We start from the raw sequence: 13,430 nt of genomic DNA on the forward strand, positions 1-13,430 counted from the left end.
GGTAGGGGCGGCGGGGGCGGAGAAAACGTGGTCACACCCCGCCGCGCTCACAACGCAGACGGATCCTGCGGCCCCCGCCCCGAGAGAACCTCCCCATACGCCTGCATCAGATCCGGCAGCCGAAGCGTCGACAGGTCGTCACGGGTCGGCGTACTCGGATACAGCGACAGACGAAGATCGCGGTACGCACAGCTCTTCTCGTACAGCGTGCGCAGGAACCGCCCGTTGCCGAGCTCGTCGATCCACCCCTGGTCCACCACATGCCCGCTGATGGAGCGCAGCTCATCGAGCGCCTCCTCGTCCCACACGTCCCCGTTCTCCGCGGCGAGCACCTCACCGATGGACGTGAGCTCCAGCGGCCGGTACGAGGGGAAGTCGACGCGGCTGGTGAAGCGGGAGGACAGACCGGGATTGGCGGCGAGCAGGCGGTCCATGCCCTCCGGGTAGCCCGCGAGGATCACGACGAGGTGGTCGCGGTTGTCCTCCGCGCGCTTCAGCAGCACCTGCAGCGCCTCGTCCCCGTACGCGTCACCCTTGCCGTACCCGGAGTTGGACAGCGAGTACGCCTCGTCCACGAACAGGACGCCACCGATCGCCGAGTCGATGAGCTCGTTGGCCTTCACCGCGGTCTGGCCCAGATACTCGCCCACCAGATCGGCGCGCTGTGCCTCCACGAGGTGGTCGCCCCCGAGCAGACCGAGGGCGTAGAAGACCCGGCCCAGGATGCGCGCGACCGTCGTCTTGCCCGTGCCCGAGGGCCCGGAGAAGACGAAGTGGCGCTTGGGGGGTTGTACCGGCAAGCCCTGCCCCGCCCGCAGCCGCGCCATGTTCAGCTGCGCCGAGAGGGCCTTGACCTGGCGCTTCACCGGCTCCAGACCCACCATGCGCTCCAGTTCGGCGAGCGCCTCCTCCAGCAGCCCCGGATCGGTCGGCCCGGCCGGCAGCGGCTGCACGGGCACCACGGCCTTCTCCCGCACCACCGTGTCCACCGTCTCGGGCGGCAGCCCACCCGGCGGCGGCAGATCCGGCTCCGAGAGCTTCACGTCCCGGCCCTCGACACCGAAGAGCGGGTCCACCCCGTCCGGCCCGTCCAACACGTCGCCGCCCCCGGTCAGCGCCATCGCCGCGAAGTCCGCCGCGTCGTCGTACCCGTCCCCCTCCGCGATCGCCGCGAGCCGCGCGGAGGTGTCCATGAACGCGGGGTCCACCCGGTGCACGGCCCGGTACAGGGGGAGCGCGGCGGCGGACCGGCCCGTCCCCTCGTGCGCCCGCGCCAGCCAGTACCGCAGTTCCTTGCGCTGCGGCTGCTCGCTGCGACATCGCATGAGAGCCGTGGACAGCAGCGGTTCGGCCTGTCCGTACATCTCCAGGCGAACCCGGGCCATGCCACCGAAGAGTCCCGCCTCGATGCCCAGCATGGAGTCGTTGATCAAGGGGTCCGTGTGCCGGACCAGTTGTTCCCAGTCCTTGACCAGATAAGCGCGGCACGCGTGCAGGAAGCGGACCTGGGGATCGGTGTCCACGGGCGGCAGCCCGGCCAGCGCCCGGTCCAGCTCCGGGACGTGGCGGCCGTCGAGCCAGTGCGAGGCGTGGGCCAGCAGCAGATCGCGCGGGCTCTCCAGGACGGGCTGTACCCACCAGCCCAGCCAGTACCAGGAGTTGAGGGTGCGCCGGTGGCGGGCGCGCTGTTCCCCGAAGCGCTCCCGGTGCCGGAACATCCTCAGCAGCGCCGTCGTCGTGTCCACCCGCAGCGCGTGCAGCCCGAGCCAGCCGTCGGCCATCCCGGGATCCATCCGCACCGCGGCGCGGAACTCCTCCTCGGCCTGCGGATAGGCGCCCATCGTGTAGGCGTCCACGCCTCGCAGCCAGGCGAGGTCGGCCGGGGCCTTGGGGCCCCGCGTGCCGAAATCCATCACGTCCCCCACAAACCGTGCCCCCGTCGGTATGCCGCCGGGCCGGTGCCCGTGGCAGCCTTCGTCGAACCGCTGTGCCGCGGACGGGAGTTGCATCGGTGCGTTTCTGCAGCCGTCCGAAAGTCGCACCGAGGGCATCGTACCTGCGGGTCGGTCGCCCATCGAAGGGTGCCGCACGGCCCGTCTTACGAGGTGGGAGCAGACGGCGCAGACTGCACTCGGTGACCGAGGGTGAACGAATTGTGTCCTGGAGGGCCCGAAGACGGGGGCCGCGGACAGAACGAAGCCCCCGATCACGGGGGAACAACCGGGGGCTTCGCGTCTGAGGCGGTCTCGAATGACCGCACATTGAGAACGTAAGTCCTGTACGGGCCCCGGGTCAAGCCGAGTTGAAGCACTGGGGGAAGTTCCTCCGCAAGGGTCTTCACGAGTTCAGCACACCGCGGACGGGCCGTTACCGTGCGTGAGGAACAGGGTCGATTCCGCAGTCCCGGCAGGTCCCGACAGCACCTCGTACCCCTCTGGCCTCTGCTGAACCAGAAGATCGGCATGAGGCCGGGAGGGATCCTCGGCGAAATGCCGGCGTTCCGCCGCGACCCACCCTGCCCAGAACTCCCGCTGCTCCTCCCCGTCCCGCGAGCGCCCCCGTGTCCATGCCTCCTCGTTCGACATCTCCAGCCACAGCAGCCGCGCCAGGTACGGCCGGAGCGCACGGCGGCCCGCGCCCACACCCTCGACCAGGACGACCGGTGCGGGGGGCAGCGAGCGGGGCGCGCCGAAGTTCCGCGCGCGCCAGTCGTAGGGGAGGTAGTGCGCCGTCTCGCCGCGGTCGAGCGGTTCGATCACCTGGCTCAGCAGCCGCCCGGTCCAGCCGAACAGTTCCTCGTGCGTGGCGATGTCGTCCAGATGCAGCACGGGAGCGTCGTCGAGCGCGGCGGCCAGCCGCCCGGCGAAGGTCGTCTTTCCGGAGCCCGCATGCCCGTCGATCCCGATCAGACGGACCGGCCCGCAGGAGGGCGGCAGCCGGCGCAGGCGGGTGGCGAGGGCGTGGATGGCGGTTCCCTGGTGTGGTGCGAGGACGGCGTGAAGTGGGGACGAGGGCGGCGCGGGTCGGCGTGCCGCGGTCGCCGACTCTACTGCGGACGGGCGGCGACGCCCTGTCGTGGCGCATACCGCCGGGCGGGTGATGTCAGTGGTCCCGACCAATATTGAAGGGTTCGGCGGGGCGCGTGATGCTGGCAGAAGTCGGCGTCCTGTGTCCATAGTTGGGCCACGGTCGTCGTCTCCACCGCGCTTCGGACCACTGGGGGTCACCCGCTCATGACCAGAGCCTCACAGCCGTCCCGCAGAACCGTCCTGTCTGCCGCAGTCGCGGCGGCCGCGGTGGGAGCCGTCGGCCCCGCCGCCGCTGCGCACCGCCCCGAGCAGGGCGGCGCCCTTCCCGGAAAGGCATCCGACCTCCCCGCGAAAGCACGGGCATCCCTCGTGGACAACCGCTCCTGGACGTCATACACCGACTGGCAGGGTGGCGGCGCGAAGGGCACGCGCGTGGTGGCGGGGAAGCGGCCCGGCCTGGTGATCGCCACGTCGGCCGGCCGGACCGACTACACCGACCCGCACACCGGCACCACCTCCACCTGGGAGTACGCGACCTGGACGTCCCCCGTCCACAAGCTCGCCGTCCCGTCGACCGAGGCCATCGCCTCCTGGAACGCCCGCACCCCGGCCGGCACGTGGCTCCAGATCGAACTGAAGGGCACGTACTCCGACGGCACGGACACGCCCTGGTACGTGATGGGGCGGTGGGCGGCCGGTGACCAGGACATCCGGCGCACCTCCGTCGACGATCAGAGCGACGGCAGGAGCAGTGTCTGGACGGACACCTTCACCGTGGACGATCCGGCCTCGGGCCTGCGGCTGGCCTCGTACCGCCTGCGGCTCACCCTCTACCGCAAGCCCGGCACCAAGCTGACCCCCACGGTGTGGCGGCTCGGCGCGATGGGCTCCGACGTCCCCGACCGCTTCACCGTCCCCGAGTCCACCCCCGGGCTCGTGAAGGAACTGGTCGTCCCGCGCTACTCGCAGGAGACCCACAAGGGCCAGTACCCCGAGTACGACAACGGTGGCGAGGCCTGGTGCAGCCCCACCTCCTCACAAATGATCATCGAGTACTGGGGTCGGAAGCCCACCGCCGAGGACGTCTCCTGGGTCAACCCCGACTACGCCGACCCGCAGGTGTGCCACGCGGCCCGCTTCACCTACGACTACCAGTACGAGGGCTGCGGCAACTGGCCCTTCAACGCCGCGTACGCCGCCACGTACAAGGACTTCCAGGGTGTGGTGACCCGGCTCGGGTCGCTCACCGACCTGGAGACGCTGATCGCGGCGGGCATCCCGGCCATAACGTCACAGTCGTTCCTCGCCACCGAACTGACGGGGGCGGGCTACGGCACGGCGGGCCACCTGATGACCGTGATCGGCTTCACCTCCGACGGCGACGTGATCGCCAACGACCCCAACTCCCCGACCAACGAGGAGGTACGGCGGGTCTACAAGCGGCGTGAGTGGGAAAATATCTGGCTCCGGACGAAGCGGTACAACGCCTCCGGGAAGGTCGTCTCCGGCACCGGCGGCGTCTGCTACCTGTACTTCCCGGCCCACCCGACCGCCCGGCAGCGCAGGGCGCTGGCCGCGGTGGGGGTGCGCTGAGCGGGTCCCGCATCGATGTGCCACGGCCCCCGGCCCGCCGGGGGCCGTGGTGTGTGAGCAACGTCTCGGCGGCGGCCGTCGCCTCCCCTGGCAAGGTGGTGGACAGAAGGACGGGGGACGCCCACCGATCACACCGACACCAGCGAGAAGCCATGACAGCCACAGCAACGACCGCCGCCCGCGTCCGCACCGGCGGCCCCAAGGACGACGGCCCGAAGATCGTCGAGCACATCGCGGGCTGGATCCTCGTCGTGGCCCTGGCGATGCTGGTCACCAGCCTCGGCCTGCTCTGAACTGATCCACTGCGGCCCCGAGCCCGTCGATCGGAGTCGAACAGCCAGGTGGCGCCGGTCTGCAATACTGCGCATGTCCCGCTGCCGGCTGGAGACTTGGGCCGAAATTGAATAGTAGTCACACACGCGTGGTCGGACCCCCGAGGACCCGCGGTACCGACCGCTCCCTCGCCCGCCGCGCCGAACTCATAGCCATCGGGCGGAAGTTGTTCGCCGACACCTCCTACGACGCGCTGTCGATGGACGACATAGCGCGACAGGCGCATGTCGCCAAGGGGCTGATCTACTACTACTTCAAGTCCAAGCGCGGCTACTACCTCGCGATCGTCGAGGACTCGGTGACCGATCTGGTCTCCTTCGCGGCGAGCGGTCTCGAACTCCCGCCGGAGGAGCGGGTGCACCGCACCCTCGACGGCTATCTCCGCTACGCCGAGGACAACCAGGCCGCGTACCGCACCATCGTCAGCGGCGGCGTCGGCTTCGACACGCAGGTGCACGCCATCCGGGACGGCGTGCGCGAGGCGATCGTCGAGACCATCGCCGAGGGAGCGTACGGCCGGCGCGAGATCGCGCCGCTCGCCCGTATGGGCCTCCTCGGCTGGGTGTGCAGCGTCGAGGGCGCCACCCTCGACTGGATCGACCGCCCGGACCTGCCCCGGGACGCCATGCGCGAGCTGCTGGTGAGGACGCTGGGTGGCACCTTGCGCGCCATCGAGGAGCTGGATCCCGCGTACCTGGCCCCGGATCCTGCCCGCCGCGCTCCCTGAACGCCGACGGGGTGGGACCGGTCCGCCGACCGGTCCCACCCCGAGTGCCGTGCCCCTGTGGCTAGTTGATCGACCTGATCAGCTCGCCGTCCGGGGTGTCACCGCTCAGCTCCCAGAAGAAGGTGCCGCCCAGTCGCTGGGCGTCCTTGTACTTCATCTTGCCCTTGATGGTCTGCGGGGTGTCGTAGCTCCACCACTCGTCACCGCACTTGGCGTAGGCGGTGCCGCCCACCGTGCCGGTCGGCGGGCACTTCGCCTTCAGCACCTTGTAGTCCTCGTTGCCGTCCTCCCACGTGGCCGGCGCCGGGCCGGTGGCGGTGCCGCCGGGCTCCGTCTGGGTGACTCCGGTCCAGCCGCGCCCGTAGAAGCCGATACCGAGCAGCAGCTTGGAGGACGGGATGCCCATGCTCTTGAGCTTCGCGATGGTGGCCGCGGTGTTGAACGCCTTGTTCGCGATGCCGGGGTACGCGGTCAGCGGCGAGTGCGGGGCCGTCGTGGCGTCCCAGGCGCCGAAGTAGTCGTACGTCATCGGGTTGTACCAGTTGACGAACTTCGCGGCGCCCGCGTAGTCCGCCGCGTCGATCCTGCCGCCGCTGGAGGCGTCGGCTGTGATCGCCGCGGTGACCAGCTCGTTCTTGCCGAACCGGCCGCGCAGCGCCGCCATCAGGTCCCTGAACGAGTCCCTGCCGCTGGTGTCGCAGGTGAGGCCGCAGGCGTTGGGGTACTCCCAGTCGATGTCGATGCCGTCGAAGACGTCCGCCCACTTGGAGTTCTCGACGAGGTCGTAGCAGGACTTCGCGAAGGCTCCCGGGTCCTTCGCCGCCTCACCGAAGCCGCCGGACCAGCTCCAGCCGCCGAACGACCAGATGACCTTGAGGTTCGGGTGGAGCTTCTTGAGCTTGCGCAGCTGGTTGAAATTGCCGCTCAGCGGCTGGTCGGCGCTGTCGGCCACGCCGTCCACGGACTCGTCCGCGCTGAACGGTTTGTCGGTGTCCGCCCAGGGGTCGCCGATCGCGCACTTGCCGTCCACGACGTTGCCGAAGGCGTAGTTGATGTGCGTGAGCTTGTCCGCCGAGCCGGACGTCTCGATGTTCTTGACGTAGTACTGGCGGCCGTAGATGCCCCAGTCGGTGAAGTAGCCGACCACCTTCGAGCCGGCGGCGCCGGCCGTGGCGGTCGTGGGATCGGGCTTCGCCGGAGTGGCGGTCGCGGTGCCCGTGGCGACGAGGAGCCCGGCGCCGAGGGCGGCGCAACACGCGGCGACGAGGGGCGTCCGGAGACGGACACGGGAGCGGTGCGGTCTGTGCATCGTTACTCCGTGGAGACGGGAGCTGAGGGAGAGGGTGGTGCCTGGACCCGCAGAGCCGATTGGCATGAACGCGGGGTCGCGTTGTGGGGGGAACCGTAGGAGGACTAGACCACTGCGGTCAATGGTTTGGACCAATCTCGTGGAGTGCGGTGGCCGCCCGAGGAGTGAGGGTGATCACTCGAACGTGTTGTAATGAACGACCGTTAACAGGTGTCGGGCATACTCCAAGCGCCGCAGCCGCTGGTCAGAGGCTTCCGTGACCCGGCAGGGGACGATCGGCTGTGGCCAGTGAGACTCGGTGGCGTCCACCCCATCCCTGGTGCGTCCGCCGCAGTGCCCGACAGGGAGGAGAGCGTCACCATGCCCGACCGCGCCCCGCAGCCGGTGGACCGTCAACTGCCCACGGACGAGGCCCGGGATCTGATCTCGCTCGTCCGCGAGATCGCCCAGCGGGAGATCGCCCCGCACGCGGCCGAGGAGGAGGACGCCGGCCGCTTCCCCCGCGGGCTCTTCACCCTGCTCTCGGAGTCGGGCCTGCTCGGCCTGCCGTACGACGACAAGTACGGTGGCGGCGACCAGCCGTACGAGGTCTACCTCCAGGTCCTCGAAGAGCTAGCCGCGGCCCGGCTCACGGTCGGCCTCGGCGTCAGCGTCCACTCCCTGTCCTGTCATGCGCTCGCCCGGTACGGCACCAAGGAACAGCAGGCCGAGTACCTGCCGGCGATGCTCGGTGGCGGGCTGCTCGGCGCGTACGGCCTCTCCGAGCCGTCCTCGGGTTCGGACGCGGCGTCCTTGCGGACCAGGGCAGTGGCCGAGAGCGGGGGAGACTGGGTGATCACCGGCACCAAGGCATGGACCACCCACGGCGGGATCGCCGACTTCTACACGGTCATGGCGCGCACCGGAGGTGAGGGCGCCCGGGGCATCACGGCCTTCCTGGTCCCCGGCGACGCCGAGGGGCTGAGTGCCGCCGCGCCCGAGAAGAAGATGGGCATGAAGGGGTCACCCACCGCGCAGGTCCACTTCGACGGGGTGCGGATCTCCGACAGTCGGCGCATCGGGGACGAGGGCCAGGGCTTCGCCATCGCCCTGTCCGCGCTCGACTCCGGTCGGCTCGGTATCGCGGCCTGCGCGATCGGCCTGGCCCAGGCGGCGCTCGACGAGGCGATCGCGTACGCCACCGAGCGGCAGCAGTTCGGCCGGCCGATCGCGGACTTCCAGGGACTGCGCTTCATGCTGGCGGACATGGCGACGCAGGTCGAAGCGGGCCGGGCGCTCTACCTGGCGGCGGCCCGGCTGCGCGACGCCGGCCGTCCGTTCTCCAAGCTGGCGGCCATGGCGAAGCTGCACTGCACCGACGCCGCGATGAAGGTCACCACGGACGCCGTCCAGATCCTCGGCGGGTACGGCTACACGGCGGACTTCCCGGTCGAGCGGTACATGCGCGAGGCCAAGGTGCTCCAGATCGTCGAGGGCACCAATCAGATCCAGCGGATGGTCATCGCCCGTCACCTCGCGGGTCCGGAATCGCGCTGAGCGGATCGCGTGTCGCGCGGAACGGCTCGCCTCCGCCCGGCGTTCCCGTGCCGAACGGGTCCGCGTACCGGGCGAACTGGCCGAGGCCGCCCGGGGGCGCTGCCAGCCGGACCCACTCCGGGTCGCGGCGCCCCGGCAGTGTGCGGCCCCGGTCCGCCCACATCCGCATCAGGGCGCTGTAGATGGGCGGATCCTGCGGCTGTGGAAGGCGCCGGGGAACCGATTCTCCCGAGGACGGCGGGACGGCGTGGTGACGGTGACGCCCGGTCGTGGAAGAGGTGGGGGTCATACCGGGGCAACGCGGATGAGGGCGGGCCGGTCACCGCTGCCGGGAATCGGGTGTGTGTGCAAGTCGGCCCCGTACGGGGGGCGCTGACGAGGCCTCCAGCACGATGCCCGACCGTTGAGTGTCATCTCGAAGCCCAGCGCGCGTACTGCTCAAGAGTGATTGACGGGCTGTCACATGGGGCCCCGGGACGCACTGATCCTGCACCACGGCAGTCCGCGCGCCATGGTGCAGGGCAGTCACTGGGAAGAGGCGGGCTGAACAGCCCTTGAGGCAGTGCTCGCGACAGCGCTCGCGCTCAGGCGGCCTGGCGGTGGTCCACCTGCCGGCGCACCACCGGCATCCGGATCGGGCGCGACCCCGGGCCCCCGACGTGCGAGAAGGGCTGTGTCCGCCAGTCGAGCCCCTGAGGGAGCGTCAACAGGAGGGCGGTGCCCTGCTCCTGGGGCTCCGTGGACTCGTCGGCGGACCGGGCCTCGGCCGCCGCGCGGCCCGTACCGGCACAGACCGTGAGCCCGAACGGGTTCCACGGTGAGGCGCACAGCGCGTGCTCCGGCAGGACCTCCTCGTCCGCGAGGAGCGCGATTGGCTGAGCGCAGTCCGGGCAGACGACCCGGTACATCTCGAAGGTGTCGTACGCGTCGAACTCGTCGTCCGGTTCGACGCCCTCCGGCTCGGGCTCGACGACCGGCTGCGGGCGCTTGGGCGCGGTACGACCAGGGCGCTTAAGACTCTGCATGGGTTACTCCCCCTCGGGCTGGGCCGGGACGGCACTGCGACCTCGACCACAGCAAGCACTTCCCGTCCCGTCTCGGCGGTAATCACGAGAACATCACGAAGCCTGTTCGCGCACTGTGGCGTTCGTCACATGCCAATCGCAGGTGCCCGATGCGCCGGGCTCGTCCCCCCTGACGGCTCACAGAGAGTTCTCAGCAACATCACAAACCGGGTATGACCTGCGCCGCTCAGGTATCCGTGGAGATCGGCCGCACTGTAGGTTCTTGCGCCATGGAGGAGCTGGACCGACAGATCGTGCAGCTGCTCGTCGAGGACGGGCGGATGAGTTACACCGACCTGGGCAAGGCCACGGGCCTGTCCACGTCCGCCGTGCACCAGCGTGTGCGCCGGCTCGAGCAGCGCGGCGTCATCCGCGGGTACGCCGCGGTCGTCGACCCGGAGGCCGTGGGGCTGCCCCTGACCGCGTTCATCTCGGTCAAACCGTTCGACCCCAGTGCCCCCGACGACATCGCCGAACGCCTCGCCGGCGTCCCGGAGATCGAGGCGTGCCACAGCGTCGCGGGCGACGAGAACTACATCCTCAAGGTCCGCGTGGCCACCCCGCACGAACTGGAGGAACTGCTGGCGCGGCTGCGCTCGCTGGCGGGGGTGTCGACCCGGACGACGGTGGTGCTGTCGACGCCGTACGAGGCGCGGCCGCCGCGCATTTGAGGAGCGCGCGGCGCGTCCGTGGGGGCGTGTTGCCGACGCTCGGACGCCCCGTGCACCGGGCGGTGAGCCCGAGGCGCGAGACTGTTCCCCATGAGTGAGAGCACCGCCTCGTCGGACACCGTGCTGCTGCGCGGTGGAGAAGTCCACAGCCCCGCCGACCCGTTCGCCACCGCGATGGTCGTGGAACGCGGGCAGATCGCCTGGGTCGGCTCCGAGGGAGCGGCCGACGCCTTCGCGGAGGGGGTCGAGGAGGTCATCGATCTCGACGGCGCCCTGGTCACCCCGGCGTTCACCGACGCACACGTGCACACCACGTCCACCGGCCTCGCGCTGACCGGGCTCGACCTGTCCGGCGCGCCCTCCCTGGAGGCCGCCCTCGCCCTCGTACGCGAGTTCGCGTCCGCCCGCCCCGGCGACCGCGTTCTCCTCGGCCACGGCTGGGACGCGTCCCGCTGGCCCGGAGGCAGGCCCCCGACACGCGCCGAACTCGACGAGGCGACGGGCGGGCGCCCGCTGTACCTCTCCCGGATCGACGTGCACTCGGCGGTCGTCACGACGGCACTGCTCGACCTGGTTCCCGGAAGCAACGGTTTCGTGGACGGCCCGCTCACCCGCGATGCCCACCACGCCGTACGCGCCACCGCGCTGGGCGCCGTCGGTCCCGCCCAGCGCACCGAGGCACAGCGCGCGGCGCTCGCCCACGCCGCCTCGCTCGGCATCGGTTCCGTCCACGAGTGCGCGGGCCCGGAGATCTCTTCCGAGGACGACTTCACGGGTCTGCTGCGACTGGCCGCCGAGGAGCCGGGGCCCCGGGTGGTGGGTTACTGGGCGGAACGAGGCGATGAGGGCGTGGCGAAGGCGCGCGCCCTGGGAGCCGTGGGTGCCGCGGGCGACCTCTTCGTCGACGGTTCCCTCGGCTCGCACACCGCGTGCCTGCACGAGCCGTACGCCGACGCCGGCCACACCGGCACCGCGTACCTGGATGCCGCCGCTGTGGCCGCCCACGTCGTCGCGTGCACCGAGGCCGGCCTGCAGGCGGGCTTCCACGCCATCGGGGACGCCGCGATGACCGCCGTCGTCGAGGGCGTGCGCGCAGCCGCCGAGAAGGCCGGCCTCGCCCGCGTCCGCGCCGCCCGGCACCGCGTCGAGCACGCCGAGATGCTCACCCCCGACACCGTCGCGGCCCTCGCCGAGCTCGGTCTCACCGCCTCCGTGCAGCCCGCCTTCGACGCGCTGTGGGGCGGCGAGGACGGTATGTACGCCCAGCGCCTGGGCGCCGAACGCGCCCGTACGCTCAACCCGTTCGCGGCCCTGCTGCGGGCCGGGGTCCCCCTTGCCTTCGGCTCCGACAGTCCGGTCACACCGCTCGACCCGTGGGGCACGGTCCGTGCGGCGGCCTTCCACCGTACGCCGGAGCACCGGGTGTCCGTACGCGCCGCTTTCACGGCGCACACGCGGGGCGGCTGGCGGGCCGTCGGACGGGACGACGCGGGGGTCCTGGTACCCGGCGCGCCCGCGGACTACGCCGTCTGGCGCACAGAGGAACTCGTCGTCCAGGCCCCCGACGACCGGGTCGCCCGCTGGTCCACCGACCCCCGCTCCGGCACCCCCGGGCTGCCCGATCTGAGCCCCGGCGCGGACCTGCCCGTCTGCCTGCGCACCGTGGTGGGCGGACGGACCGTGTTCGTACGGCCGGGCGAGTGATCTCCTGGTGGCGCGGCTCCGATCGGGGGCCCCGCCACCCTGTCTCGCCGCCTGGGCGTCCTGCCCGCTGACCAGGGGTTTCAGTGAAACACCGCAGGTCGAACGGCTGTTGACAGCTGGCGGCCGGAGACGGGTAGGTTCGGCCGAGTCCACCACCGGACGTCCGACCGGGGAACTTCCGCGCGGTCGTCGGGACGCTGCTGGGTCAGGGGTGGTGTGCCGCACCGGCGCACCATCACTCGGAGCCAGGCCCAGCGCAGCCGCCCCGGCGAAGGAATGTTCAGTGAAATGGGGGTCCCTCCCTGCTCATGAGGTCTGTTCCGCTCGAGCGAAGCCGAGAGTGGGAGAGACGCCGAGAGCCTGGGGGCTTGGTGTGACCCGGGTGGGGCCCGGACGCTCAGTAGACAACGGCCTTCGGTCGACCCGCAGCCAGCGGGCCCCAGGTCGGCCCGAAGGGTGCCGGGCCCCGATCCGTAGCGCGCGTCGTTCCGTAGCGCGCAGTCCGTGGCGTGGATTCCATGCCCTGCGTTCCCTGCCGCGCATTCCATAGCACGGCGGCGCATCCCGGACAGTACACAGGAGACTCAGGGAGCGGTCTCACCCGGCTCTTGTGGAATCGACACCCCCCGTCGCACGCGCCGACACGTCGGTGCAGGCGGGGGACACTATGGTGGACCCCTGCGTACGGACATTGAAGGGGCAGGCAGTGAACGACGGCGACGGGACCCTCGCGGCAGGAGCCCAGGAGAGGCAGTTCGGTCCGCTCGGCACGGCCTTGGTGATCATCCCGACCTACAACGAGGCGGAGAACATCAAGGCGATCGTCGGCCGGGTGCGGAAGGCCGTCCCGGAGGCGCACGTTCTCGTGGCCGACGACAACAGCCCCGACGGCACGGGCAAGCTCGCGGACGAGCTGGCCGCCGAGGACGACCGCGTCCAGGTGCTGCACCGCAAGGGCAAGGAGGGGCTCGGCGCCGCCTACCTCGCGGGCTTCCGCTGGGGCATCGAGCACGGCTACGGCGTACTGATCGAGATGGACGCCGACGGCTCCCACCAGCCCGAGGAGCTTCCTCGTCTGCTCACCGCCCTCAAGGGCGCCGACCTGGTCCTCGGCTCCCGCTGGGTGCCCGGCGGGCGCGTGGTGAACTGGCCGAAGTCCCGTGAGTACATCTCCCGCGGCGGCAGTCTCTACTCGCGGCTCGCCCTCGATCTGCCGCTGCGCGACATCACCGGCGGCTACCGCGCCTTCCGCGCCGAGACCATCGAAGGTCTCGGCCTCGACGAGGTCGCCTCCCAGGGCTACTGCTTCCAGGTCGACCTCGCCCGCCGTGCGATCAAGGCGGGGTACCACGTCGTCGAGGTGCCCATCACCTTCGTCGAGCGGGAGCTCGGTGACTCCAAGATGAGCCGGGACATCCTGGTGGAGGCGCTGTGGCGGGTTACGGCGTGGGGTGTGGGGGAGCG

At 70.9% G+C, this 13,430-nt stretch carries 11 protein-coding genes; 7 read left to right on the plus strand and 4 right to left on the minus strand.

Annotated features, from left to right (window positions below; genetic code table 11):
• Positions 1 to 47 precede the first annotated feature (47 nt).
• Entirely contained in the window at positions 48 to 1,913 is a 1,866-nt protein-coding gene (locus tag FNH08_RS28730; protein ID WP_152774443.1) for an AAA family ATPase, read from the minus strand.
• A gap of 432 nt (positions 1,914 to 2,345) precedes the next feature.
• Positions 2,346 to 2,966, minus strand: coding sequence for a uridine kinase family protein (locus tag FNH08_RS28735; RefSeq protein ID WP_322725640.1), 621 nt, complete (start codon positions 2,964 to 2,966; stop codon positions 2,346 to 2,348).
• A 267-nt stretch (positions 2,967 to 3,233) separates the two neighbouring features.
• Between FNH08_RS28735 and FNH08_RS28740 the strand changes: the two genes are divergently transcribed.
• The 3 genes from FNH08_RS28740 (at position 3,234) to FNH08_RS28750 (ending at position 5,682) form a co-directional block, all read left to right on the plus strand.
• Positions 3,234 to 4,622 (plus strand): peptidase C39 family protein, encoded by a 1,389-nt coding sequence (locus tag FNH08_RS28740; protein ID WP_152774444.1) that lies wholly within the window; start codon positions 3,234 to 3,236, stop codon positions 4,620 to 4,622.
• Between the two features lie 152 nt (positions 4,623 to 4,774).
• Positions 4,775 to 4,915, plus strand: coding sequence for an SCO1431 family membrane protein (locus FNH08_RS28745; RefSeq protein WP_152774445.1), 141 nt, complete (start codon positions 4,775 to 4,777; stop codon positions 4,913 to 4,915).
• Between the two features lie 107 nt (positions 4,916 to 5,022).
• Complete coding sequence (locus FNH08_RS28750; protein ID WP_152774446.1) at positions 5,023 to 5,682, plus strand: TetR/AcrR family transcriptional regulator; 660 nt, start codon at positions 5,023 to 5,025, stop codon at positions 5,680 to 5,682.
• 61 nt (positions 5,683 to 5,743) lie between these two features.
• Here FNH08_RS28750 and FNH08_RS28755 read toward each other — a convergent pair whose 3' ends face one another.
• Entirely contained in the window at positions 5,744 to 6,991 is a 1,248-nt protein-coding gene (locus tag FNH08_RS28755; protein ID WP_152774447.1) for a glycoside hydrolase family 18 protein, read from the minus strand.
• 360 nt (positions 6,992 to 7,351) lie between these two features.
• Here FNH08_RS28755 and FNH08_RS28760 point away from each other — a divergent pair, with 360 nt between their 5' ends.
• Positions 7,352 to 8,527, plus strand: coding sequence for an acyl-CoA dehydrogenase family protein (locus FNH08_RS28760; RefSeq protein ID WP_152774448.1), 1,176 nt, complete (start codon positions 7,352 to 7,354; stop codon positions 8,525 to 8,527).
• A gap of 584 nt (positions 8,528 to 9,111) precedes the next feature.
• Here FNH08_RS28760 and FNH08_RS28770 read toward each other — a convergent pair.
• A complete protein-coding gene (locus FNH08_RS28770) occupies positions 9,112 to 9,552 on the minus strand; it encodes a hypothetical protein (protein WP_152774450.1) in 441 nt (146 codons plus the stop codon).
• Positions 9,553 to 9,821: 269 nt separating this feature from the next.
• On the opposite strand from FNH08_RS28770, the gene FNH08_RS28775 reads away from it, so the two are divergent.
• The 3 genes from FNH08_RS28775 to FNH08_RS28785 form a co-directional block, all read left to right on the plus strand.
• Positions 9,822 to 10,262: an Lrp/AsnC family transcriptional regulator gene (locus FNH08_RS28775; protein WP_030577501.1), complete on the plus strand. Its 441-nt coding sequence runs from the start codon at positions 9,822 to 9,824 to the stop codon at positions 10,260 to 10,262.
• 90 nt (positions 10,263 to 10,352) lie between these two features.
• Positions 10,353 to 11,966, plus strand: coding sequence for an amidohydrolase (locus tag FNH08_RS28780; RefSeq protein ID WP_152774451.1), 1,614 nt, complete (start codon positions 10,353 to 10,355; stop codon positions 11,964 to 11,966).
• Between the two features lie 706 nt (positions 11,967 to 12,672).
• The coding region (locus FNH08_RS28785; protein WP_322725638.1) for a polyprenol monophosphomannose synthase at positions 12,673 to 13,430 on the plus strand (758 nt) is incomplete at its 3' end.

The organism is Streptomyces spongiae, from assembly GCF_009377185.1.
Lineage (GTDB): Bacteria > Actinomycetota > Actinomycetes > Streptomycetales > Streptomycetaceae > Streptomyces > Streptomyces spongiae.

Excerpts from the sequence above, each read along its gene's own strand:
- FNH08_RS28745 (WP_152774445.1), top strand. The coding sequence starts at position 4,775 with ATGACAGCCACAGCAACGACCGCCGCCCGCGTCCGCACCGGCGGCCCC.
- FNH08_RS28755 (WP_152774447.1), bottom strand. The coding sequence starts at position 6,991 with ATGCACAGACCGCACCGCTCCCGTGTCCGTCTCCGGACGCCCCTCGTC.
- FNH08_RS28760 (WP_152774448.1), top strand. The coding sequence starts at position 7,352 with ATGCCCGACCGCGCCCCGCAGCCGGTGGACCGTCAACTGCCCACGGAC.
- FNH08_RS28780 (WP_152774451.1), top strand. The coding sequence starts at position 10,353 with ATGAGTGAGAGCACCGCCTCGTCGGACACCGTGCTGCTGCGCGGTGGA.
- FNH08_RS28770 (WP_152774450.1), bottom strand. The coding sequence starts at position 9,552 with ATGCAGAGTCTTAAGCGCCCTGGTCGTACCGCGCCCAAGCGCCCGCAG.
- FNH08_RS28740 (WP_152774444.1), top strand. The coding sequence starts at position 3,234 with ATGACCAGAGCCTCACAGCCGTCCCGCAGAACCGTCCTGTCTGCCGCA.
- FNH08_RS28730 (WP_152774443.1), bottom strand. The coding sequence starts at position 1,913 with ATGGATTTCGGCACGCGGGGCCCCAAGGCCCCGGCCGACCTCGCCTGG.
- FNH08_RS28775 (WP_030577501.1), top strand. The coding sequence starts at position 9,822 with ATGGAGGAGCTGGACCGACAGATCGTGCAGCTGCTCGTCGAGGACGGG.